Annotated in this window: 21 protein-coding genes; 14 read left to right on the forward strand and 7 right to left on the reverse strand. The window is 39.3% G+C overall.

The genetic code is table 11. The features are described 5' to 3' along the window. Positions 1–98: 98 nt before the first annotated feature. The 6 genes from K5G00_RS13845 to K5G00_RS13870 all read left to right on the forward strand — a co-directional run bounded on the left by K5G00_RS13845 (position 99) and on the right by K5G00_RS13870 (position 5358). The gene (locus tag K5G00_RS13845) at positions 99–395 is read left to right on the forward strand and encodes an SRPBCC family protein (protein WP_317235553.1); all 297 of its coding nucleotides are present in this window, start codon (positions 99–101) and stop codon (positions 393–395) included. Positions 396–607: 212 nt separating this feature from the next. Then, the gene (locus K5G00_RS13850) at positions 608–1465 is read left to right on the forward strand and encodes an SDR family oxidoreductase (protein WP_238766759.1); all 858 of its coding nucleotides are present in this window, start codon (positions 608–610) and stop codon (positions 1463–1465) included. A gap of 57 nt (positions 1466–1522) precedes the next feature. Further along, positions 1523–2554, forward strand: a complete 1032-nt coding sequence (locus K5G00_RS13855) for an SDR family oxidoreductase (protein ID WP_238766761.1) — start codon at positions 1523–1525, stop codon at positions 2552–2554. Then, on the forward strand, positions 2551–3360 hold the full coding sequence (locus tag K5G00_RS13860; RefSeq protein WP_238766763.1) for a helix-turn-helix domain-containing protein: 810 nt from the start codon (positions 2551–2553) through the stop codon (positions 3358–3360). The genes K5G00_RS13855 and K5G00_RS13860 overlap by 4 nt, the downstream gene beginning before the upstream one ends. Positions 3361–3485: 125 nt before the next feature. Then, positions 3486–4487, forward strand: a complete 1002-nt coding sequence (locus K5G00_RS13865; protein WP_238766765.1) for an SDR family NAD(P)-dependent oxidoreductase — start codon at positions 3486–3488, stop codon at positions 4485–4487. A 46-nt stretch (positions 4488–4533) separates the two neighbouring features. Further along, entirely contained in the window at positions 4534–5358 is an 825-nt protein-coding gene (locus K5G00_RS13870; RefSeq protein ID WP_238766767.1) for an AraC family transcriptional regulator, read from the forward strand. 187 nt (positions 5359–5545) lie between these two features. On the opposite strand, the gene K5G00_RS13875 is transcribed toward K5G00_RS13870, so the two are convergent. Next, entirely contained in the window at positions 5546–6349 is an 804-nt protein-coding gene (locus K5G00_RS13875; protein ID WP_262921362.1) for an XRE family transcriptional regulator, read from the reverse strand. A 63-nt stretch (positions 6350–6412) separates the two neighbouring features. On the opposite strand from K5G00_RS13875, the gene K5G00_RS13880 reads away from it, so the two are divergent. From K5G00_RS13880 to K5G00_RS13890, 3 genes are read left to right on the forward strand one after another with little or no spacing between them, the layout of a single operon-like run. Next, entirely contained in the window at positions 6413–7162 is a 750-nt protein-coding gene (locus K5G00_RS13880) for an ImuA family protein (protein ID WP_238766770.1), read from the forward strand. Further along, entirely contained in the window at positions 7155–8651 is a 1497-nt protein-coding gene (locus K5G00_RS13885) for a Y-family DNA polymerase (protein ID WP_238766771.1), read from the forward strand. The genes K5G00_RS13880 and K5G00_RS13885 overlap by 8 nt, the downstream gene beginning before the upstream one ends. A gap of 17 nt (positions 8652–8668) precedes the next feature. Then, positions 8669–11890: an error-prone DNA polymerase gene (locus tag K5G00_RS13890; protein WP_238766773.1), complete on the forward strand. Its 3222-nt coding sequence runs from the start codon at positions 8669–8671 to the stop codon at positions 11888–11890. A 38-nt stretch (positions 11891–11928) separates the two neighbouring features. On the opposite strand, the gene K5G00_RS13895 is transcribed toward K5G00_RS13890, so the two are convergent. Then, a complete protein-coding gene (locus K5G00_RS13895; RefSeq protein ID WP_238766775.1) occupies positions 11929–12969 on the reverse strand; it encodes a LacI family DNA-binding transcriptional regulator in 1041 nt (346 codons plus the stop codon). A gap of 137 nt (positions 12970–13106) precedes the next feature. On the opposite strand from K5G00_RS13895, the gene kduI reads away from it, so the two are divergent. The 4 genes from kduI to K5G00_RS13915 all read left to right on the forward strand — a co-directional run bounded on the left by kduI (position 13107) and on the right by K5G00_RS13915 (position 17390). Continuing rightward, positions 13107–13949, forward strand: coding sequence for a 5-dehydro-4-deoxy-D-glucuronate isomerase (kduI, locus tag K5G00_RS13900; protein ID WP_238766777.1), 843 nt, complete (start codon positions 13107–13109; stop codon positions 13947–13949). A 27-nt stretch (positions 13950–13976) separates the two neighbouring features. After that, entirely contained in the window at positions 13977–14780 is an 804-nt protein-coding gene (locus tag K5G00_RS13905; protein ID WP_238766779.1) for a gluconate 5-dehydrogenase, read from the forward strand. 1 nt (position 14781) lies between these two features. Beyond that, positions 14782–16053, forward strand: a complete 1272-nt coding sequence (locus K5G00_RS13910) for a DUF4861 domain-containing protein (protein ID WP_238766780.1) — start codon at positions 14782–14784, stop codon at positions 16051–16053. Positions 16054–16352: 299 nt separating this feature from the next. Continuing rightward, a complete protein-coding gene (locus K5G00_RS13915) occupies positions 16353–17390 on the forward strand; it encodes a hypothetical protein (protein ID WP_238766782.1) in 1038 nt (345 codons plus the stop codon). 20 nt (positions 17391–17410) lie between these two features. On the opposite strand, the gene K5G00_RS13920 is transcribed toward K5G00_RS13915, so the two are convergent. From K5G00_RS13920 to K5G00_RS13935, 4 genes are all read right to left on the reverse strand, one after another. Continuing rightward, positions 17411–17857: a cupin domain-containing protein gene (locus K5G00_RS13920; RefSeq protein ID WP_238766784.1), complete on the reverse strand. Its 447-nt coding sequence runs from the start codon at positions 17855–17857 to the stop codon at positions 17411–17413. A gap of 110 nt (positions 17858–17967) precedes the next feature. Further along, a complete protein-coding gene (locus K5G00_RS13925; RefSeq protein ID WP_238766785.1) occupies positions 17968–18504 on the reverse strand; it encodes a DUF2284 domain-containing protein in 537 nt (178 codons plus the stop codon). Positions 18505–18603: 99 nt separating this feature from the next. Continuing rightward, a complete protein-coding gene (locus tag K5G00_RS13930) occupies positions 18604–19551 on the reverse strand; it encodes a pentapeptide repeat-containing protein (RefSeq protein ID WP_238766786.1) in 948 nt (315 codons plus the stop codon). A 151-nt stretch (positions 19552–19702) separates the two neighbouring features. Then, positions 19703–20407 (reverse strand): hypothetical protein, encoded by a 705-nt coding sequence (locus K5G00_RS13935; RefSeq protein WP_238766787.1) that lies wholly within the window; start codon positions 20405–20407, stop codon positions 19703–19705. Positions 20408–20597: 190 nt separating this feature from the next. Here K5G00_RS13935 and K5G00_RS13940 point away from each other — a divergent pair, with 190 nt between their 5' ends. Then, positions 20598–21893, forward strand: a complete 1296-nt coding sequence (locus K5G00_RS13940; protein WP_238766788.1) for a glycosyltransferase — start codon at positions 20598–20600, stop codon at positions 21891–21893. Positions 21894–21954: 61 nt separating this feature from the next. Here K5G00_RS13940 and K5G00_RS13945 read toward each other — a convergent pair whose 3' ends face one another. Continuing rightward, the gene (locus K5G00_RS13945) at positions 21955–23352 is read right to left on the reverse strand and encodes a TlpA family protein disulfide reductase (RefSeq protein WP_238766789.1); all 1398 of its coding nucleotides are present in this window, start codon (positions 23350–23352) and stop codon (positions 21955–21957) included. Positions 23353–23482 lie beyond the last annotated feature (130 nt).

Here is a 23482-nt window from a genome sequence, read left to right on the forward strand (position 1 = left end):
TTTCGACTAAAACTGTTTTCTGACTGTGATATAGCTTTATTGAGAAAGTCAAAAATAAGAAGATATGAGCACCACTTATAAAAGAGTTTAGTTACAACGTGCCAATTGAGAACGTTTGGCAGGCTTTAACGGTTAAGGATAAAATGAGGAAATGGTATTTCCCTCAACTTCAAAAATTTGAACCGGAAGTCGGGTTTAAATTTCAATTTGAGGACGATGGTGCCGGGTACCTAAAAGAATGGGTTATGACCAAAGTGGTTAAGGGCAGAATGCTGGCGCATAGCTGGGCCTATAAAGGCTATCCGGGGAGCTCAGAGGTTACATTTGATTTGTTTTCAGAAGAGGGTAAAACCAGGTTAAGGGGTGACTCAAACAGATTTGGAAAGTTTTCCTGACCATCTTCATTTCAAAAGAGAGCGATTTGAATGGGGGTGGGACAATCTTCTTGGACAAAATTTGAAACACCTTCTCGAAAACAGCAATCATTCCTGATTTAAAAAAACGCCTGATACCTGAGCTTCTCAACAATACAATATTGGGCTTTTTAACAAAGTGGAGTATATTTTTTATGCTGAACTTTGTAGTATAAAATTAAAAACAAAGGAAAATGGAAAAAACAATTTTTATTACAGGAACAAGCTCAGGTTTTGGCAAACTCACTGCCATTACATTATCAAAAGCAGGTCATACAGTAATTGCGGGAATGCGTGGCACAACAAATAAAAACAAAGCCGTAGCAGAAGAACTAAACATACTTCCTAATGTGGAAGTCGCAGAAATTGATGTTACAGATAATATTTCTGTTTCCAATGTATTTAAGCAAACATTAGAAAAATATAAAAAAATAGATGTGCTGATCAATAATGCAGGAGTATCTGGTTATGGACTTGTAGAAGCCTACTCTATTGAACAAATTAGAAAGATATTCGAAGTAAATTTCTATGGCATTATTCGTACCTATCAAGCCGTATTGCCTTCAATGCGACAAGCTAAAAGCGGTTTAATCATAAATATCACTTCGGGTGCAAGCGGACATTCTTTGCCATTTATGGGAGTTTATTTAGCATCTAAATTTGGAGTAGAAGCGATTTCTGAAGCGATTCAGGATGAATTAGAACAATTCAATATCGAAAACGTAACCATACAACCCGGGGTATACCCCACGAAGATGAACAGCGGTGAAAAAACTGGTCTAAATGCTGACAAGCTGGAAATTGCACAAGCTTATGATCCTATTGCAACAGAAATGTTTAATACCATAGGTGCAGGATTATTTGGTAAAATGGAACAATTCAAAATGAATCCTCAAACCGTGGCAGACGGAATATTGGAACTTGTAAATATGAAAGATGGCAGTCGTCCACTACGCTTTCCTTTAGACGCAATAGCGCAAGGAACAGATAAAGAATTTATTAAAAACAGGGCGGATATAAAAGCCAAATGGTTAGCTACTTATCTCAAATAAAGTAACAAAAGCTGAATTATCTATTTAGTTTGACTATTGTTTTTATATACATTGACAATGAAAAACAATAAAACTGTTTTAGTAACAGGTGGAACCGGTTTTGTAGGCATTCACATCATTCTGCAACTATTGCAAAAAGAGTACAAGGTAAAAACAACAATCCGTAATCTGAACAGAAAAAGCGAAGTATATGAAATGCTTAAAAACGGCGGTATTACTTCGTTTGATAATCTTGAATTTGTCGAAGCGGATTTAATTAAAGATGATAATTGGGATGAAACTGTAAAAGGCTGTGAATATGTTTTACATGTCGCTTCACCTTTCCCTTCTGGTGAACCCAAAAATGAGGACGAGCTTATTATACCCGCCCGGGAAGGAGCACTACGGGTCTTGAAAGCAGCACGAAATGCAGGTGTAAAACGTGTTGTATTAACGTCTTCCTTCGCTGCTATTGGGTACAGTGTCAATCCGAAGAATCATATTTTTACAGAAGAGGACTGGACAGACCCGGATGCAAATATTTCGGCTTACATCAAATCAAAAACACTTGCAGAGCTTTCAGCGTGGGATTTTATAAAAAAGGAAGGTGGCAATTTGGAGTTGACAGTAATCAACCCAGTTGGAATTTTCGGTCCAGTCTTGGGCAAAGATTTTTCCAGTTCAATCAAGATGATAGAACAACTGATGAATGGAAAAATGAAGTCGACGCCAAAAATTAGTTTTGGTATTGTAGATGTTCGCGACGTGGCTGACATTCATATCAAGGCAATGACAAATCCTAAAGCGAATGGGCAGCGATTTTTAGCAACTTCCGATGGCACTGCGTCTTTTCCAGAGGTTGCTAAAATACTAAAGACTCAAAAAAATAAATTTTCGCAAAGAATCACAAAAAAGGTAATGCCCAATTGGATTGTGAGATTTGCGTCTTTGTTTAAGCCAGAGCTTAAATCCGTTTCTGCTCAAGTGGGGAAAGTAAAAATATTGTCAAACGAAAAGGCAAAGCAGGTTTTGAATTGGAAACCAAGAAGCAAGGAAGTTGTTATTACTGATACGGCCGCCAGTTTAATAAAATTCGGCATTATTAAATGAAAGAAGAAATAAAATCGTGTCATCTCGGACCGGAGATTTCTCCGGAGCAATTTATCCCGGAGCATATCTTTTTATATCTGGCGAAAGGACTTATGTATGGTTACGACGGAAGTAAAAAGTACACGTTAAAACCAGACGAATATTGTCTTCTCCGAAAAAATCGTTTGGCTCGGTACAATAAACAAAAAGAGAACGGAGATTATGAAAAAGTAGCCGTCATTTTCGATGAAGTATTTCTCAGAAAATTTCAGCAAAAACACAAAATATCAGCCACAAAATCTCCATTAGCTGAAACTTTTATTCCTATTGAAAAAAATAAACTGATACCTGACTTTGTCCGATCGTTAAAACCATATTATAAGGGAGAAGGAAAAATTGACAAAATTTTTGCAGATGTAAAAAGGGAAGAATTATTAATCATTATACTCCAGTCGCAACCAGAATTAGCCGGTGTGTTTTTTGATTTTGGTATTCCTGAAAAAATAAATCTGGAGGAGTTTATGAACCGTAATTACAAATTCAATGTCGGTATTGAACGGTTTGCATTTATGACGGGACGAAGTTTGTCAGCTTTTAAACGTGATTTCAAGTACATATTTAATGATTCACCCAGCCACTGGTTAGTGCAAAAAAGACTGCAGGAGGCTTATTTTCTAATAGAAGAAAAGAATAGAAAACCGTCTGAAATTTATATAGAATTGGGCTTTGAGAATTTGTCTCATTTCTCATTCGCCTTTAAAAAGTCTTTTGGACAAACACCAGGAGAACTGACAGGAAAAAAAAGGAATTCAACAGCTAAAAACTGATACAATTGGCTAATCTCAGAAAAATTACATGACCTTTTAAACAAAGCAACTTCGGCCTTTTGAACAAAGTTGACTGGTTTGTCTTACTCTATCTTTGTTTTATCAAAACAATTAAAATTACAAAGATGGAACAAAACAATTATCAGGGAGCGTTGCAAAAAGCATTAAACAGTGGCTTTAACGCTCAATCAACAACAAACGAAGTAATCAACGGTATTAACCTTGAAGGGAAAATCGTCATCGTAACCGGAGGAAATACCGGTATTGGTTTGGAAACAGTCAAAACACTGGCATTGGCAGGTGCAGTGGTTATTGTTCCTGCAAGGGATGTTGATAAAGCCAAGCATAATCTTCAAGATATTCCTAATGTAGAAATTGAGCCAATGGATTTAATGAATCCGGATTCAATCGATGCATTTGCAAATAAATTTCTGGTTTCGGCCAGGCCGCTTCACCTGCTCATCAACAATGCCGGAATTATGTGGGTTCCCCTGCGCAGGGATAAGCGGGGAATAGAATCACAACTGGCAACAAACTACCTTGCACAATTTCAACTTACCGCAAGACTTTGGCCTGCACTAAAAAAAGCTAATGGAGCAAGAGTTGTTAATGTATCTTCACAAGGCCATCAATTCTCGCCCTTTAACTTTGATGACCCTAATTTTCAGGAACACGAATATGAAACACTTGCAGCATATGGTCAATCCAAAACTGCTGTGAACCTGTTTTCACTGGAATTGGATAATCGTGCAAAAGCTTTCAATGTCAGGTCTTATTCATTACATCCGGGGTCTATAAACGGAACTGAGCTGGCTAGAGAAGCTTCTTTGGAATTGTTTCAGCAAATGGGATTTTTGGATGAGAAAGGAAACATGAAGCCTGAAGTTGTAGCGTCACTAAAAACAATCCCACAAGGGGCGGCAACAACGGTTTGGGCTGCCACCAGTCCCTTGCTTAATGACCTTGGCGGTGTTTACTGCGAGGATGTGAACATTGCAGAAATAAATCACGGACAAACCTTTTCGGCTGGAGTAAAACAGTACTCACTGGATGAAGCTAACGCAAAAGAATTATGGGAATTAAGCGAGAAAATGACGGGAATAACATTTAATATTTCAAAACCCTGAATGCTATTTTTACGTTGTTGATTTCAAAATAAAAACAAATATTACGATGGAATATAAGGCAAAATATATCACCGAAGACATAAAGTTATCCTCATATGAGGATAACTTTTTCAAGTCGGACATTATGTTTGACCACCATATGCTTATCTGGTTCATTTCGGGCGAAACAAAAATCGTTCAATCTGATGCTACCTATCATTTCAAAACCGGAGATATATTTTTAATTCCAAGAAATCAGTTAGCTACAATAATTAACTACCCTAAACACGGTCAACCGCACAAAACGGTTGTAATGCATCTTTCAACAACAAGGTTAAGGGGATTTTATTCGAAACTTGATGTTAAACTAAAACCGTCAGCTTCGCCTCAAATATTGAGCTACAACAACCATCCTTTATTACAAAGTTGCCTTTCTTCTCTAATTCCCTATTTTGAGATGACCGATATCCCGGTAGAAATTGCCTCATTAAAAATAACAGAAGCCATCAGTATCCTCAGAAGCATCGACAAGAAAATTGACAATGTTTTGGCCAACTTTGAGGAACCCGGGAAAGTTGATTTAGTTGGTTTTATGGAGAAGAATTTTATATTTAATCTTCCGTTGGAAAAATTTGGTTATCTGACAGGACGAAGCTTGACAACCTTCAAAAGAGACTTTAAGAAAGCATTTTGTTTAACGCCCCAACGATGGCTGACACAAAAACGGCTAGAACTCGCACATTATCGCTTAACACAAAATAAATCGAAACCCATTGATGTATGTTATGAAGTAGGTTTTGAAAATCTTTCACATTTCTCGTTTGCTTTTAAAAAGCAGTTTGGTTACCCGCCAACACAATTAAAAGAGCATAAGAGTAATATTAGCTATTAACAATAAAAATTATCAATTGTAATTTTCAGGAAACACTTGTTTGTTCTTTGGGTTTTTCTACAGAATAATTCTGGCTTTTTTAACAAAACTTGATGAATGTTTTAGCCGAGTTATAGTATAAAATATTTATCACTGAATCCCGGATTTTCATGATAAATAAAGGAATATCCGGAGTGTTTATTTCTATTTAAATTTTTCCTATTCTTTCTTCCAGATTCTTTATGGCAGCCAGAATGGTTGCCATTTCAGAACGGGCTTCAGGGAATTTTCTGCTGGTATAAGCGTAAAATTGCCATATTTCCATCACATCACCAGCCTCTACCAGGTAAGGTTTGTATTCCGGATTGAGCGATTTTAAAAGAATGGTGCCATTCGGATGTATTGTTACCATTTTAAATACAAAGTCCTGTTGTTCTTTCAGGATGACAATACAGGGAGTATTGGGTTTGATGGCTGTCCAGTCTGCTATATATTGCGCGATGATGTCACTGCTTTCGGGAACGGGCAACATGGAATCCCCGGTGGAGGGAAAGATACGGAATGTCCCCTGGGCGGGTAGGTTGGGAATTGAATATTTGGGCAGGGCGGCAATAAATTCCGGGTCGTTGTATCCTGTCATGTAACCTGCTTTTGCTTTTACCGGAACGTATTCCACATTTTCATTATTTGACTGGTCTACTGAAATAGCCAGCACCCGAAGGTTCCCTCCACGGATATACACATCGTTCCCGGCCTCCAGGTCCCGCATTTTTAGTTCCCCCAGTTTTGAAAGATCTATTTTTAATAAGGTATCGATGCTTATTTTAAAAAAATCCGAGAAATTCAGATAGTCCTCCGGCTGTGGCGATTTTGTGTTGCCGGCTTCAATAGCCGCAAGTTTGGCACGGGTCAATCCCAGTTGAGCTGCAAGAACTTCCTGACTCATTTTTTTTCGTTCCCGTAGAAATTTGATGTTCCTGGCAAAAAATATTTTTTGAGGTCTATTATTCATTTGTTATATTTATAAACATCGTATTGTTATTTATGGTAACAAATTTAATGATAATTATTAATTATGAAAGAGTTGGCCGGGAAAAAGGAAATTATCAGGCAGTTGAGGGAGAAGATATTTACACTGGAAGGATTCAGCACCAGGGCAGATGTCCGACAGTCTGATTTTGCTTTGGGGCCTGTGAACAATTCATTTCCCGGAGGTACTTTTCCTGTTGGGGCAATACATGAATTTGTTAGTCCAACGGAGGCAAGTTTTGCTGCAGCGAATGGTTTTATTTCCGGACTGTTAAGTACACTTCTGAAAAAGGGAGGCTCCTGTATATGGATAAGTGCCGGTCGCAAATTGTTTCCCCCGGCTTTGAAATTTTTCGGGATTGAGCCACACCATGTAATATTCATCGATGCAAGGAAAGAAAAGGAAGCTCTTTGGGTCACAGAGCAGGCTCTGAAATGCAGTTCATTTGCGGCTGTTGTCGCCGAATTAAGGAACGTCAGTTTTGCAGAATCAAGGAGGCTGCAGCTGGCTGTAGGGGAGAGCCGGGTTACAGGCTTTTTGCACCGTCATCATCCATTCATAAATAATACCCTTGCCTGTGTGTCCCGGTGGCAGATTAGACCCGCAGTAAGCTGGTTACCGGAAGGGATTCCGGGGGTTGGATTTCCTCGTTGGGAGGTAGAGCTGATGAAGATACGAAATGGCAGGCCCGGAAAATGGCAGTTCGAATGGAGGGATGGAGTATTCAGGCATCTTCCTGCTCAAAAGCAAATTATTTCCGGTTCTGTAACTGCAAAAAAAGAGCGGTATGCGTAGGCGTTATATGTCTATCTGGTTTCGTCATTTTGCCACAGACAGGATGGCCAGGCTACATCCGGAGCTTAAGGGAAAAGCTTTCCTTTTGTACGCTCCTGAACGTGGCCGGATGGTAGTCAAAGCTTCCAGTCAGGCTTTGAGTAAGGAAGGTATAGAACCCGGCATGGTTGTAGCCGATGTAAGGGCTATACTTCCTACTGTTGAAGTATTTCCTGATGAACCGAAGGCAGAGAAAAAGCTTCTGTCGGATTTGGCGGAATGGTGTGTTTGTTATACTCCTGCAGTTGCCACCGACTCTCCGGACGGGTTGATACTGGACATATCCGGATGTCCTCATCTGTGGGGAGGAGAACTCTCTTATCTTAAAACAATCATAAGCCGTCTTCAGAAAGGTGGATATGATGTACGTGCTGCGATAGCTGATACCATTGGTACAGCCTGGGCAATTGCACGTTACGGTACAGATCAGCCCATCGTTGCTTCAGGAAAGCAGGCTGAGGCCCTTCTTACTCTTCCGCCTGCTGCTTTGCGACTGGACGATATCACTCTGCAACGTATGGGAAAACTTGGATTCAGACAAATCAGTCAGTTTATCCATATTCCCCGTTCAAATCTGCGCAGGCGCTTTGGCGATGGTTTGCTTATCCGGTTAGGACAAGCATTGGGAACAGAGCACGAAACTTTGTACCCTGTGCAACCGGCTCCTGTTTACCAGGAGCGGCTGCCTTGCCTGGAACCCATTCGTACAGCTAAAGGAATTGAAATTGCACTCAGTCGCCTGCTGGAAACTTTGTGTGAACGCTTTTCCAGGGAAGGGAAAGGTATGCGGACGGGGATATTAAAAGGGTATCGTATTGACGGGGAGGTTGAGCAAATCGGTATTGGTACCAGCAGGGCATCCCGGAATGCAGCACATCTTTTTAAGCTGTTCGAACTTAAAATATCAGAAATAGAACCGGCACTTGGAATTGAGCTTTTTGTTCTGGAAGCCACGCTGGTTGAGGACGTCGGTGAGACACAGGAGGCATTGTGGAATATGGGGGGGAATAATCCCAAAGTCATTGCAGAATTATTGGATAACATTGCCGGAAAGGTGGGAATGCAGGCTATTCACCGCTATCTGCCACAGGAACATTACTGGCCGGAGAGTTCAGTAAAGGAAGTTAACTCCCTGGAAGAACAACCCGAAACAGAGTGGCGCACTGATCGCCCCAGGCCACTTCACCTTTTACCCAGGCCTGACCCTGTAGATGTTATGGTTGTACTTCCTGATTATCCGCCGCTGCACTTTCGGTACAAGGGAAATATTATTCGGGTTGTCAAAGCTGACGGACCGGAGCGGATAGAACAGGAGTGGTGGCTTCAAACAGGGCCACCGAGGGATTATTACCGGGTAGAAGATGAAAACGGAGCACGTTACTGGTTGTTTCGACTTGGTTTATACGGAAATGAAAAACCACAATGGTTTCTTCATGGATTTTTTGTCTGATAAAAAGGGAAAGAATAATGGGTTATATAGAATTGCAGGTGACGACAAATTTCTCATTTCTTCGGGGCGGTTCGCACCCGGAAGAAATCGTTGAGCGGGCGGCTGAACTGGGGTACAAAGCAATTGCAGTTACTGACCGAAATACTCTCGCAGGAATTGTACGGGCTCATGTGACTGCGCGGGGAAAAAATATCCGTTTTATTCCCGGGTGTCGCCTCGATTTACTGGATGGACCAAGTTTACTAGCCTATCCAACAAACAGTTCAGCCTATTCCAACTTAACAGGATTACTCACTGAAGGCAACCTGTGTGCTGAAAAAGGAGAATGCTATTTGTACCGGACAGACGTTTACAAATACGCTGAAGGTATAAAATTTATTGTCGTTCCTCCGGGGGCGCTGAATGAAAATTTTGATTTTGAACCGGAGTTTATAAAAGTCTTGGAAGAGTACAAAGAAATGTTGGGAGAGAATCTTTATCTTGGTGCAAATTTCTCTTATCATGGTGATGACCATAAGAAATTGTTCCGGCTTTCTCAATTGGGAGAACATTTGAACATCCCGATGGTGGCTACCAACAATGTATACTACCATGTGTCTGAACGCCGGGAGTTGCAGGATATTCTGACCTGTGTCCGGGAGAAATGTACCATTCATACGGCCGGTTTCAAACTTCATCAGAATGCAGAACGTTACCTGAAGTCTGCGAAGGAGATGCGACGCCTTTTCCGGGATTATCCCAAAGCAATCTACCATGCACAGGAAATAGCAGATGCCTGCCGGTTTTCACTCGATGAGTTAAAATATCTCTATCCGGAAGAAATTACCAATGAAGGGAGAACACCAATGGAAGAATTGATTCATCTTACCTGGAAAGGGGCGAATGAGCGTTTTGATAATCAGATTTCTGAAGAAATCAAAGCTACTATTGAAATGGAACTGGAATTTATAGGGCGAAAAGATTATGCCTCCTATTTTCTGACAGTATATGATTATGTGCGTGAAGCCAGGAGCAGAGGGATTCTTTGTCAGGGACGTGGTTCAGCGGCCAACTCAGTTGTTTGCTATTGCCTGGGGGTTACCTCTGTCGATCCTTCCAAATTTAATTTATTGTTTGCACGGTTTATGAGCGATGAACGAAACGAACCACCGGATATTGACGTGGATTTTGAACATGAACGCCGTGAGGAGATCATGCAGTACATTTATGAAAAATATGGACGTGACCGCGCCGGTATTGTTGCTACCGTAACACGAATGCATTGGAAGGGAGCAGTGCGTGATGTGGGAAAAGCTATGGGTTTGTCAACCGATGCCATCAATGTTCTTTCCAAGTCGGCGTATGAGTTTACTGAAGACTGGTTTGGAGGGAAACCTTCATCATCAGAAAGTTTTAATGCCAAAGACCCGCATCTGCGCAAAGTAGTAGAACTTACCCTGCAGTATAAAGGTTTTCCACGACAACTGGGGCAACACACAGGTGGTTTTGTGATTACCAGAGGGAAGCTGCATGAATTGTGTCCCATTCTAAATGCCCGCATGGAGGATCGTACTTGTGTTGAATGGAACAAAGATGATATTGAGGCATTGGGCTTTATGAAAGTGGATGTACTGGCTCTGGGTATGCTGACCTGTATCCGCAAAGCATTTGATCTTGCTAAAGAACATTATAATAAGAACTTCACCTTAGCCAATATTCCACAGGATGATAAAAAGGTTTATGATATGATTGGCCATGCCGATACTCTCGGCGTATTTCAAATTGAAAGCCGTGCACAAATGTCCATGTTGCCACGATTGAAACCTCAAAATTTTTATGATCTTGTTATCGAAGTAGCTATTGTGAGGCCTGGACCGATACAGGGTGACATGGTACACCCTTATTTAAAAAGACGTAAAGGACTGGAGCCGGTGGTGTATCCATCCAAAGAACTGGAAGATATTTTAGGACGAACTTTAGGGGTTCCTTTATTTCAGGAGCAGGCCATGGAAATTGCCATTGTTGCCGCCGGGTTTACCCCCGCTGAAGCTGACGGATTAAGAAGAAGTATGGCTACATTTAAATCAAAAGGTAAAGTAAGCTGGTACCGGGAAAAACTGGTGGGAGGGATGGTGAAAAAAGGCTATGAAAAAGAGTTTGCAGAGCGCGTGTTTAAGCAGATTGAAGGTTTTGGAAGTTATGGTTTTCCCGAAAGCCACGCAGCCAGTTTTGCATTGCTGGTGTACATTTCATCCTGGATTAAATGTTATTATCCCGATATATTTGCTGCGGCACTTCTTAACAGTCAGCCCATGGGTTTCTACCGACCTGCTCAAATTGTTATCGATGCCCGCAGACATGGTGTGGAAGTAAGACCGGTTGATATCAATTATTCCTTTTGGGATAATACCCTTGAAGAAAAAAGTGGCTGTTATTGTGCTGTTCGGTTGGGATTCCGGCAGGCAAAAGGTCTTAGAGAAGATGATGTACAAAGGCTTGTAGCTGGCAGGTCAGTGTCTTACAAAAATATAAATGAATTACTTGATGTTGGCGTTTCAGCATCTGCCTTGGAGAGACTTGCTGATGCTGATGCTTTTCGCTCAATTTCTCTCGACCGAAGACAGGCACTGTGGGAAGTTTCTGCCCTGTATGACCATCCCGCCGGAATATTCACCGGAACACCTTCTCAGAGTGTAGAGGAAGGATTTACAACATTGCCGGTAATGACTTCCGGAGAGTACGTGATACAGGACTATGCCAGTATTTCTCTTTCGCTTAAAGCACATCCGGTGAGTTTTCTTCGCCGGAAACTGAATCGCTTCCTGGTTGCACCGACTTCAGAATTAAGTAAAATGAAAGACGGGAAATGGGTTAAAGTATGTGGTTTAATAACTGTTAGGCAGCGTCCGGGAACAGCCAAAGGAGTAATATTTATTACTATTGAGGATGAAACCGGTTTTGCCAACCTGGTGGTTTGGGCAAAAACTTTTGAAAAATACCGTAAAGTAATTTTGCAATCTCGCTTACTTATGGTGTCAGGTAAGCTGCAGATTGAAGGAGAAGTCATTCATGTGGTTGTTAATGAGTGTTTTAATATGAACGAGTTGATGAGTATAGAAATGGAAGGACGTAATCTTGGTTTCGTGAATAAACCGATAAATGCTCAAAAAGAGACTAATGAAAAGAAGGCCGAAAGCGGGAAAGATCATGATAGTAAAATGGTGCAGGGAAAACTCTTTCCTTCGAGGGATTTTAAATAATTGAGGGCGGGAAACAACTTCGTTTTGTAAAACTTTTTTTAGTGAAGATTCAGTACATTTTTTTGAGAAGACTCCCTGATTAGCAGCTCTGTGGGCATCACAAGTGTTTGATATTTAATGTCGGCTTTTTTGTTGTTGATCTGATGAATGAGTAATTCAGCAGCTTTCTGTCCCATTAAAAACCCCGGCTGTTTAACCGTACTAATAGAAGGAGTGGTTACCTTGGAAAAAGGTTCGTTACTAAATCCCATAACCAGAATATCTTCAGGTATTTTAATTCCCAATTCTTTTAAATAAACAATGGCGCTAAGTGCTGTTGTATCATTCGCACAAAAAATGGCATCTATTTTTTGGTTTTTACTCATTAACTTTCTAATTGCATCTACACCATCATCATGTCTTAAACTATTGTGTATAATAAGTTTTTTTTCCGTTTTCAAACCAGCATCTTTCATTGCTTTCAAAAAACCCTGTTTCCGGTCTTCATATATTTTTAAATTGGTTGGACCACCAATGTGTGCTATTTTTTTTGCACCCTGTTCGATTAAATGTTTTGTTACTCTGTAAGCTCCTCCAAAGTCGTCAACTACAATTTTGTGTGCATTGATTTCATCAACGGCCCGGTCGAAAAAAACAAGGGGGATCTTTCTTTCCAAAAAAAGTTCCAAATGCTCAAACGATTTGGTTTCCATACCAATTGAAACAATAACGCCATCAACACGATTGTTAAACATGGTTTTTGCAATTTTGGTTTCTTTCTGAAAATTGTCATTTGATTGAGAAATCGAAACAGTATACCCCTGGCTATAGGCAATATCTTCAATACCACTGATAACAGATGAGAAAAAGTGACGGTTTATTAAAGGGACAATAACACCAATCGTATTGGTTCGTTTTGTCCTGAAATTTGCTGCAAGGGTATTGGGCCGATACCCCATTTCATTGGCAACCTTTCTTATTTTCTTTCTTGTAGCCTCGCTTATTAGCGGATTATCGTTTAATGCTCTTGAAACAGTAGACGCTGAAATGTTAAGATATTTAGCAATATCGTGAATTGTCGTTTCTGCCTGTTTAGTCATTATAGTCAATTTGAAATCAAAAATAATAAAAATATTTTTAATTATGCAATCGATTGCATTTTAGTTTTTAGTTTTTTATTTTTGTGAAAATAAAGTTTTTATGCAACTTAAAAACATCAAAAATTAAAAATATAATTATGGCTACTATTTACGAAGAAAGATACAATTATCATCCTGATGATTTTAAAAAGTATGATACAGAACGAATCAGGAAAGAGTTTTTGGTTAAAAAAGTGATGGATCCCGGAAATATCCGGTTGGTGTATTCAATTATTGAGCGTTATATTGTAGGGGGAGCTGTTCCGCTTAAAGAAGGTTTGTTGCTGGAAACAATAGACCCTTTAAAAGCCGATTATTTTTGCGAACGACGTGAAGTTGGTGTAATAAATGTTGCCGGTTCGGGAGTAATCGTTGTTGACGGAACAGAATATAAAATGGACTTTAAAGACGCCATTTATATTGGGAAAGGAAGTAAGGAAGTAATTTTTAAATCGGATGATCCGGCTAATCCGGCCCACTTTTATATCAATTCCGCTCCGGCTCATAAAGAATATCCTGTGAAACATGTTACAATGGCCGATGCTAATGTCCTTCACATGGGATCCTTGGAAACTTCAAATGAAAGAGATATCAATCAATTGCTTATTAGTGGTGTTGTTGAAACCTGCCAGTTGCAGATGGGAATGACTGAGCTAAAAACGGGAAGTGTGTGGAATACAATGCCTCCGCACCGGCACAGCCGTAGGAACGAAGTTTATTTTTATTTTGATGTTCCCGAAAATCAGGCGGTTTGCCATTTTATGGGCCAGCCCGATGAAACCCGACACATCTGGATGCAAAATGAACAGGCTGTAATTTCTCCCAACTGGTCAATTCATTCAGCTGCCGGAACAAGTAACTACATTTTTATTTGGGGAATGGCTGGCGAGAATTTGGATTATACCGATATGGATGCCATTGATATTAAAGATTTGAAGTAAAGAAGTATTTAAAAAAAACAAAAAATCATGATACAGGAATTATTTGATTTAAAGGGAAAAGTTACATTGATAACCGGCGGAACACACGGAATTGGAATGGCGATAGGAAAAGTTTTGGGAAGTGCCGGTGCAAAGATATGTGTAAACGACATATCGGAAGAAAAACTTGAGAGTTGTAAAAAAGAGTATGCCGAAGCCGGAATTGATGTATATACATTAAAGTTTAATGTTACAGATGAGGATGATGTTGACAGGGGAATTTCTCAAATTGAGAAAGAGGTAGGCGATATTGATATCCTTGTTAACAATGCAGGTATTATTAAACGAATTCCGATTCTCGACATGGCTGTTTCTGACTATAAACAGGTTATCGATGTGGATTTGGTTGCTCCGCTGATTGTTTCAAAAAGAGTGGTACCCAAAATGATTGAAAAACGAGCCGGTAAAATCATCAATATGTGTTCAATGATGAGTGTGTACGGAAGAAATTCGGTTTCAGCCTACGCTTCTGCAAAAGGAGGGCTGAAACTTCTTACGTCCAATATGACATGCGAATGGGCAAAATACAACATTCAGATTAATGGTATTGGTCCCGGGTACATTGCTACTTCGCAAACAGCACCAATCAGAGAAGGCGGACATCCCTTTAACGATTTGGTTATGACACGCACTCCTGCAGGTCGCTGGGGAGAACCCGAAGATGTCGGGAATGCTGCTTTGTTTCTGGCATCAAAAGCCAGCAATTTTGTAAATGGTCATGTTCTTTATGTCGATGGCGGAATTTTGGCCAACTTTGGTTATGTAAAAGGTGAAAATGATATTCCTGAATAAAATGAAAACAAATTATCTCCTTCTTTTTTTATTGGCTACTGTTATTTTTTCCTGCAGTAATAATCAACCGTCGATAACTTTGATAAATCCGCTGGATGTTGATAAACCCGACGAAGTTATTATTCTGAGCCGGGAGCAGGTAAATGAAAAAATTTCTCTCACCGATGAGCAATTGCCTGTTTTTAAAAATGAGGCAGGAAATCTGGTTCCCAGCCAGGTTGATGATTTAAACGGTGATGGAAATTGGGATGAGGTTGCTGTTCTGCTTGCTTTTGGAGCTAACGAAACCAAAATGCTTATCATTGAACCGGTTTCAGAAAATGAATATCCGTCATTTGAGAAAAGAACAAATCTTCGTTTAGGAATTATCCAGGACGATGGAACTTATAAAGAAGTAGATGCTTACGACGCCCTGCCATGTACCGGGGGGTTTGAAATTATTGCCCAGGGAGAAAGCGTGAGCTGGGAGAATGATAAAATTGCATTTCGGAATTATTTTGATTGCAGAAATGTAAAGGATTTATTTGGTAAACTATTGCCCGGATTAATTATTGATAAGATTCATACTGAAGAAATTACCAATTATCATGACCTGGATGACTGGGGAATGGATGTTTTGCATTGCGGCAGTTCTCTTGGTTCGGGGGGGGTAGCTCTCATGCGAAATGATTCCTTGTTTCGTCTGGGCTCAACAAAAAAATACAGTTATCAGAAATTGACGGAAGGACCGGTACGTTCTGTTTTTGAACTTCGTTACAGCGGTTGGGAAGTTGATGGAGAAATGCTGGAAGCAGTTGAGCGTATTTCGATTTATCCGGGGAAGTACTGGTTTGAGTCTGATGTGACTGTTAATGGTCGCAGGGAAGGCGATCAGATTGTGACCGGAATTGTAACCAGCATGTTAAAACGAGAACCGTTTGAATTTCAGGCAGGAGATTTTCAGTGTATCGGTACACACGATGTTCAGTCGCTAAATAACGATGAACTGGGAATGGCCGTCTTGGTTCCTAAAAATGAAACAGGAAAAATTGGAAGAACCACTGACATCAACTTTTTTAAATTGGGCTACCAAACGGTAGTAGAAAAGAGTTTTAGTAATATAATTTCAGAAACATATTACATTGGTCAGAAGTGTAAAGACAAAGTACCTGCAAAACACTATTTTGCTGCGGTGTGGGGATTGGAGAAAGATCAATGGAAAACGGAAGATGGATTTAAACAGTACCTTCGGGAAGAGATGAATAAACTGTCCGGTGAAATTGTGATCCAATAATGTTTTAACACTATTCAAACAATCTGTTATTTCGAACCATTGTATAAAAAAGATATGGATAAAAGTGCCGGGAGAATTTTCCGGCACTTTTTTTATTTATCCGGTTGAAGAGATCTGTTTATAAAGGATTGACTAGTTTTCTTTTGGCTTTTATCCGGATACTAAAATATTTCTTGCTTTCTTTTTAAAACAATCTTTTCGTTCGTTTTTTTTTTCAAAGCTCTTTTTAAACAATTCGGCAGGTTTAAACCTTATTGGTTTATAAACTAACTTGTTATAAAGCTAAGATTGTGAACCAAATGAACTCAAAAGAAGCGATATTGTATATCCATGGTTCTCACTGTACGGTAAAGAACGAAGCTATTGATCAACTGGAAAAAGATCTTGTAAACGTCAACTCTTTTGCGGATGTCAGTATAGTCACTGAAACAGATCTCAGCACAAGTAAAACAGTCAAAAAAGTGCAACTTACCTATCATGATACAAAAAAGGTAAAGGAATTTTATGTTTTTGAAGTATTTTGGGGAGATTTAAAAAGATCGTTTAGTGAGGAACGACCATTACATCGGTTTTTTAAAAGTACAACGTTAATATCCTACTGGTTGTTTTCAGGTATTTGGCGTGCTATCTTTTATACTCCCAAAATGGCTTTGCCTCTTTTGGGGAGTATGTTGCTGGTGCTCGGCTGGTACCTTAGTCTGCTTTTAATTTTTGCCGACGGACTTAAAAATTATTTGCAGGACTACCAACAGCTGGTATGTTTTATCAACTCAATAACCAGCTGGAAAAGCTGGGTTGTTTGGGGTATTTTTACCTTGTTGTTAACTGTTTTTCCAACCGACAGAATCATCAGTATGGCTTATTTTAGCAGGAGTTATTTGCAGGATTCAACCCTTCGCTCTAAAATCAGGGAACGTATTATTACAGTGATGGAAAAAGTTGGAAAAGACGACAGGTTTGATTCCATTCAGATTTTAGCACACAGTTTTGGAAGTATATTAGCTACTGAGTTTTTGTCATATAATAACCTTTTTCCTGAAAATAAAAAGATTCGGGTAGTTACACTGGGTGCCTCTCTAGGTTTTATAATAAACCGTGCCCGTTGGATTGGAGAGGTGCTTTTTCAGGCTCAGAAAAATCCAAATGTTCAGCATTGGCAGGATTATTTTTCCTACAAAGACTGGCTTTGTTCGCTTACTCTGAAAGATCCTTTATCCGATAGTTTTGAAAGTATTGAACTTAATCGTAAAGTACCCATCGGGGAGCAGTTGAGCGGACATTCACACCAAATGTATTTTTCGGATGAAATTGTGCTTAAAGAGATTCTGAAACAATGACTTGTTGAGCTGTGATTAATCTATAGTTTTAGGTTGCCTTCAACCCGGTACCCGTCAGAAACATTGTAATCTGCCAGGGTATTTTGATGAGACTGAATAACCATATAAACCAGCGGTTCATTTGAGTCGCTGCTTAGTGCCCGGCTGCCGTGCACTGATACTTTTACGATTGAACCTTCACTTATTTGAAAAGCATCATCATCCACCTGAAACTGCCCGCTACCTTTTAAAAACACATAGATTTCCTCGTGTTTAATATGTTTATGTAAAAATGAAATAACTGTTCCGGCTGGTAGTTCCCTGAAAGAAATCTCTGCTCCGGTGGTCTGTAGAAGCTCCCCGATAAATATTCTGCCTTTATCCGTTGTTTTGAATTTGGGATGAATAAACTCATGTTTTGCCAGCTCAGCCAACGGGCCAATATCAACGGCTTTGTAGTTTTTGTTTTCGGAAGTTGTTTTTATCATTTCTACACAGCTTGTCAGTTTAAATTATAAAACACAATACAAATGTAACGAAAGCTCAATTAAAACATAGGGATTCGCTTTGGTAAGGTATTGAGTTGTTTGCGTTTTTGTCAGTTTATCAGCAATATCGCAACCCGGTTTATTTCCGACGGGTTTTCTGAAATTACATTTATATCCATTCCAATGTTTCTAATGGTTTGGTAAACATCTACGGCGAAACTTTCGGGGCTGGGCCTCGATTTTTTTTTGTCTTTACAATCGGAGCGGTTTCCCGGGCATTCTTTGCATAAGGTGCAGCAGGTTTGGTTGAGCAAGAAAGTTTTTTGATGTCCCAGCAGGAAAACGGCCTTTTCTGTTTCCAGTAATTTATTGGTCATTTCCCGCGACCACTCCGATGGGTAAGCGTTCTTATCTGCAAATTTGGTGAGTTTTATAATTACTCCGCTTTTGTATTCTTTGAAAAACTTCTCACATTCGCTCACAGTGGGTGTATTGGGCGGACAGGTTCCCAGTCCGTAATCGCTGCACCCGAAGGTACATTTTACCCGCACCCACCGTGCAACTACAATGTCTTTCGGATTTATCCATTTATAATCGGCAAAACCCTGCCGCTGTATAATTGATTCGATTTCTTTTTTGGTTGTCATTTGGGGAACGATTAGTTAAGGTTTGTTGAACAGGTTTTAACCTCTGGTTTTATTTTTAATTATAACACATACGATACAAGTGTGCGGTAGCGAAGTTTTCTATTCATCTGGGGTTAATAGCAGGTTCTCAAAAGTATCAATTTGGATTTTTTTTATAGTAATTGTTCCATCAAATGGAATAGGAATATCCATGCTTGTTCCAAATAACTTCTTCCATTCCTCAAATTGTAAAGGTGGATCAATTCCATTGGGGAGGTTGATTGGAGCCTTATCAGTAAAATAAGATTTTGATAGTTGCTCTTTTTTTAAATTATGAGCGTTTTTGAAATCGACTCTTTCCAAATATACACCCTTAAAATCAACATCAAGTAAATCAGCATTACTCAAGTTAGCATAACTTAAATTAGCATAGCTCAAATCTGCAGAGCATAAATCCGCAAAACTCAAATTTGCACGAATAAGATTTGCATGGTTTAAATCTGCATCCATAAAATACGCATAACTTAAATTTGCTTCGCACAAATATGCATGACTTAAATTAGCATGACTCAAGCCTGCATTTTCCATATCAGCGCAACATAAATAAGCATCACTCAAATCGGCGCCAAATAATTCCGCTAAATGTAAACTATCTCTCCAATTCTCAATAGTTGTTTTCATTATGTCAACACCTTCAGGATAAATAGTATCCACAAATAATGATCGAAAAACTGTTAAAGGTTTTTTAATGTCCGGTTTTAAAGGACATGATAATTGTTGTATTTCAGCAATCTTTGGGAAGGCGTTTTTATAAAGAGGCGTTGATAACTGAGTAAATATTGAGCTAATTCTATTTTCGATTAAATCAATTCTATTTTCATACCGTTGAGATGAAATACCGAATAAGGCTATATAAAGACCAATAATCCAAAAAGAGAATGTACTCGGTTTCTTTTTTTTTGTTTCCTTTTCAACAGGCCAAATTATATTTTCCCAAAGATGTCGAATACCGGAGAAACTATAAAGAAAGTATATAGTTGATTTAATATTGTTCAAAAGTCGATTCATTTGTTAATTCTATATGGATTAATTTAAATTTTTGGACTTATTTATCTCTGTCATTTAATATGATTCTAATTTTTGAGGCATGCGATTTAAATTTGGCTGTCTATTATTCAATTAAAAGTAGCAAACCTTTTCAGTAAAAGCAAACATTTGTTTATGTCTCAACAGCTTCTTTTTCAGATATATATTTTTGTGTCCACGGGCAGAAAACCAGACATTTTATACAGGTTGTACATTGGTTTACATCGATAATCTTTTCGCGTTCCAGTCCGGGTTTCCAGTTGTTTCCATGTAAAGCACCGTCGGTACAAACATCTACACAAACTTTACAATTTCCACAGGAAGATGTTGGCAGAGGAAAAGCTTTGGTTTTTAATGGTGCGTCGGTTAACACTGTACACATGGAAATGGCGCTTCCAAACTCCCGGGTTACCAACAGATTGTGTTTGCCAATCCACCCCAGTCCGGCCAGGAGGGCAACGGTTTTGTGGGGCAGGGGAGTGCGGTTGTTGTTAAAATCATAAAACCCCGTGTCAGCAATGTTTTTCTCCGATTGTGAATAGGCTCTGTAGCCCTTATTCGTGAGAAAAACTGCCATAAAATCGGCTAATGCATCGGTTTGTTTTTCTTTTATTTCGAACTCGTCGTTTTTAACAATTTTAGTTCGAATTTTTTCCGCAACATAATCGGGATTGAGCGTAAGCTCTCCAAGATATTTGCGCGATAAAATCATTCCAACTAAAATGGCAACAGGAAAATTTTTATTGTGCTTTTTATGCAGATGCGAAATATCAACAAAATGAACAAGATCTGCTCCACGGGATTTTAGTTCATTTTGAATTTCATTTTCAAGGTTCATCAGGCTGTTTTTTCAGCAATAAAAGTAGTTGTTGCCATTTATAATTACAAACTCAGATTTATTCGTTCATATTTTATGACACATAAGCGGGGAAACTTCTTTTGTTTTGTTTATCTTTTCTTTTGATAAACATAAGGGGTATAAACGGGGTTTATATCAGGCAAAATATTCCAATTAAAACGACCGGCTAATGCATAGATCTAATTTCAAATGGGCTTTTTTTTCATATGGACATAATCTGGGCGATTTTACACGTGCTCTGGAAACCGCAATTGGTATGAAAAGAACAGGAGCCAGGGTAAAATTTTTTAATCATGGCGGGATACACAATAAGTATATTGCAGAAGCCGGAATTGATGAGAAAAATCTTCAGCCTGAACTGACGTGGGAGCAGCATAAGGTTATAATGGATATTAACCGTTATAAAGCTGCTGTTGGGACACCTCTTCCGATATCAAAAGAACAATGGATAAAAATGGCCGAGGCCGATTTAAAAGCTTTTGGCGATTTTCAGCCAGATGGTGTATATGCCGGGTTAAACCTGAGTTGTATGATATCGGTTCCGTATGCCAAATTGCCTATGGTTACGCAGGTGCCAACGGTCAATTGTCCGGCTTTTATTCACCACGAAATGTATAATATGCCCAATACGATGGAGCGGAATTTTTTTATGCGGCATATTTTACCCGGTATAGTCAAACGGAAAATTATGAAGAAAGTGTTGCTGGGCGATTCTGCCAAAGCATCGCTTACTACTTTTAATGAGGCAAGGGCACATTTTGGATTAAAACCAATTTATAATATTACTGATTTGTTTCGAGGCGACATTACTTTGTTGCCGGATTTACCCGTATTAAGTGGTTTGGCTGAAGATGATCTCACTCCCGGATATTATTATACAGGGCCTATATTTTCAAGGATTGATTTTTTACTTGATAACAGAATAAAAAAAGTATTTGCCCGGCCCGGTATCAATGTTTATTGTTCGCTCGGAAGTTCGGGATATCCGGAAACACTCAAATTGATTGTAAAAGCGTTAAGAAAAAATCCTGATTTAAATATAGTTTGTTCTACTACCACGATTATTGATCCTCATGAACTCGGAAGATCAGCAGACAACTTTTTTGCCACCCGCTTTTTGCCCGCTGCTCAGGTAAGTGAAATGGCTGATGTAGCTGTTCTTCATGGCGGGCAGGGAACCATCCAAACGGCTGCCTGGGCAGGAACACCGTTTGTAGGCATCGGTTTTCAGGCAGAACAACAGGCCAATATCGATGGGATTGCACGCAAAGGAATGGCGATTCGGATTCCGCTCTATGCCGTCTCGGAGAAACGGATTTTAAAAACAGTAAAAGAGATCTCAAAAGAAAAGTACCGGAGAAAAGCAGCAAACATACGGAAACAGGTTCGGGCTGTAGATGGAGTTCAGAGATCGGTGGAACTGATGAATAAATTAGTAGAGGGATCTCTGCCGGAGAGTCGCTGAAATGTGCCCCCGGCTTGTTACCCGCTTTTATTTAAACAATACATCAAAAAGTCGTATTTTATTACAAACTTAGTCCGGCCAGATCTTTTGTTGTAACAGGCATGGCGATAATTTTCCGGTTTTTATCGATGATAAACAAAGTAGGTGTGGCGTAAATGTTGTAATCGGTCGCTACTTGCCCGTCCCATTCTTGTAAATCGGAAACGTTAAACCATGCGCCGGTTTTTAGATTTGCTATTGCATTTTTCCATTCTTCAGCTGAGGTATCAAGTGAAATAGCAACTGTTTCAACAGGAGTATTTTGTTGTTTTATCCAGCTTTTGATGTAGGGAATCATTTCGTTGCAATGCGGGCACCAACTTGCCCAAAACAACAATAAGGTTTTCTCTTTTTGTACTTCGGAAAGTGTAACCGGATCACCGTTAATGTCGTTGAGTGTAAAATCGGGAACTGAAGTTCCGGGGCTCATCTTATACGATAACAGTTTTCTTTCCAGCGTTGTTTTTTCGTCTGTTTTACAAACCGTCTCCGCATAATTTTCGCCGATGTAAGAAAGGACATTACCCATCTGTAAAACCTCAAAACCATGAATTAAATAATCGAGAATAAATTCATACACTTTTGGATTTTGATTTGTTGCCGGAAGAATTATATCCACAGCTTTTTTATATTCATTTTCACGTTGTACCGGCGTATAATTTTTTTGATTAAAGCTTACCAGGTAACTAAAAATAATGTCGGTATACACCTGTGAGTAAATCAGTGTATCGTTTGCAAAATTTTTGTTTTTTAAGTATTCTGTTTGAAATATCTTTTTTCGAAGTTCCGGGCTTAGGTAGCCATCCAGAAAAGGTTCTCTAAAAAGCAGGATCATTCTTGAAGCCAGCAGCTGGTTGTTTTTATCTGTAATTTCAGTAATAAATTCATCACGCCGTTTTTGTAATCGGTTATAATTTTCGATGGAAGCGGCCAATTTTTCAGAACTGTTTTTACCGGAGTAATAGTCTACCTCCTTCTCAAGGGTGTTTAATTCTTCCCTGAATAAAATTTCCCGTCTTTTGAACTCATGCCATACCCTGTTTTCTTCCGATAAAATTACCTGCAGCCTATCTTCCGGCGCATTAAAGTCGGTTTTCAGAATGATATTCTCACCGTTAAAAATAAGATCGAGTTGTTGGGGAGCTTCATTCATGACTTTAGCAACCAGGGTTTGGCCAAGAATTAAACGGTATACTCCCGTATGTGTATTTCCCGGAAAGGTAAACCTGACTACGTTGTTTTCTGCCTGTGCACTGTCAATTGGAGTGAATTTATCGCCCTTTACCTCACCTAAAGTAATTAGATTATCCGGTTGATTTTCAATCGTGATTTCCAGTGTAAAGTCTTGTGCTAATAGCTGACTTGAAAAAAACAAAATCGATGTAAGGCAAGTTAAAATATGAATTAGGTTTTTATTCATTGAACAAGGATTAGGACGCTAAATTTAGCAAAAACATATAAATTTCTCCGAAGTAGAATTATTTTAACTGTTTTTAAGCCTTCAAATGCAGGGAAAGTCAGGCGGAAAATAATATTTTGCCTACTTTTAC

The organism is Maribellus maritimus (assembly GCF_022267315.1).
GTDB classification, from domain to species: domain Bacteria; phylum Bacteroidota; class Bacteroidia; order Bacteroidales; family Prolixibacteraceae; genus Draconibacterium; species Draconibacterium maritimum.

Excerpts from the sequence above, each read along its gene's own strand:
- K5G00_RS13850 (WP_238766759.1), top strand. The coding sequence starts at position 608 with ATGGAAAAAACAATTTTTATTACAGGAACAAGCTCAGGTTTTGGCAAA.
- K5G00_RS13855 (WP_238766761.1), top strand. The coding sequence starts at position 1,523 with ATGAAAAACAATAAAACTGTTTTAGTAACAGGTGGAACCGGTTTTGTA.
- K5G00_RS13860 (WP_238766763.1), top strand. The coding sequence starts at position 2,551 with ATGAAAGAAGAAATAAAATCGTGTCATCTCGGACCGGAGATTTCTCCG.
- K5G00_RS13865 (WP_238766765.1), top strand. The coding sequence starts at position 3,486 with ATGGAACAAAACAATTATCAGGGAGCGTTGCAAAAAGCATTAAACAGT.
- K5G00_RS13870 (WP_238766767.1), top strand. The coding sequence starts at position 4,534 with ATGGAATATAAGGCAAAATATATCACCGAAGACATAAAGTTATCCTCA.
- K5G00_RS13875 (WP_262921362.1), bottom strand. The coding sequence starts at position 6,349 with ATGAATAATAGACCTCAAAAAATATTTTTTGCCAGGAACATCAAATTT.
- K5G00_RS13880 (WP_238766770.1), top strand. The coding sequence starts at position 6,413 with ATGAAAGAGTTGGCCGGGAAAAAGGAAATTATCAGGCAGTTGAGGGAG.
- K5G00_RS13885 (WP_238766771.1), top strand. The coding sequence starts at position 7,155 with ATGCGTAGGCGTTATATGTCTATCTGGTTTCGTCATTTTGCCACAGAC.
- K5G00_RS13890 (WP_238766773.1), top strand. The coding sequence starts at position 8,669 with ATGGGTTATATAGAATTGCAGGTGACGACAAATTTCTCATTTCTTCGG.
- K5G00_RS13895 (WP_238766775.1), bottom strand. The coding sequence starts at position 12,969 with ATGACTAAACAGGCAGAAACGACAATTCACGATATTGCTAAATATCTT.
- kduI (WP_238766777.1), top strand. The coding sequence starts at position 13,107 with ATGGCTACTATTTACGAAGAAAGATACAATTATCATCCTGATGATTTT.
- K5G00_RS13905 (WP_238766779.1), top strand. The coding sequence starts at position 13,977 with ATGATACAGGAATTATTTGATTTAAAGGGAAAAGTTACATTGATAACC.
- K5G00_RS13910 (WP_238766780.1), top strand. The coding sequence starts at position 14,782 with ATGAAAACAAATTATCTCCTTCTTTTTTTATTGGCTACTGTTATTTTT.
- K5G00_RS13915 (WP_238766782.1), top strand. The coding sequence starts at position 16,353 with ATGAACTCAAAAGAAGCGATATTGTATATCCATGGTTCTCACTGTACG.
- K5G00_RS13920 (WP_238766784.1), bottom strand. The coding sequence starts at position 17,857 with ATGATAAAAACAACTTCCGAAAACAAAAACTACAAAGCCGTTGATATT.
- K5G00_RS13925 (WP_238766785.1), bottom strand. The coding sequence starts at position 18,504 with ATGACAACCAAAAAAGAAATCGAATCAATTATACAGCGGCAGGGTTTT.
- K5G00_RS13930 (WP_238766786.1), bottom strand. The coding sequence starts at position 19,551 with ATGAATCGACTTTTGAACAATATTAAATCAACTATATACTTTCTTTAT.
- K5G00_RS13935 (WP_238766787.1), bottom strand. The coding sequence starts at position 20,407 with ATGAACCTTGAAAATGAAATTCAAAATGAACTAAAATCCCGTGGAGCA.
- K5G00_RS13940 (WP_238766788.1), top strand. The coding sequence starts at position 20,598 with ATGCATAGATCTAATTTCAAATGGGCTTTTTTTTCATATGGACATAAT.
- K5G00_RS13945 (WP_238766789.1), bottom strand. The coding sequence starts at position 23,352 with ATGAATAAAAACCTAATTCATATTTTAACTTGCCTTACATCGATTTTG.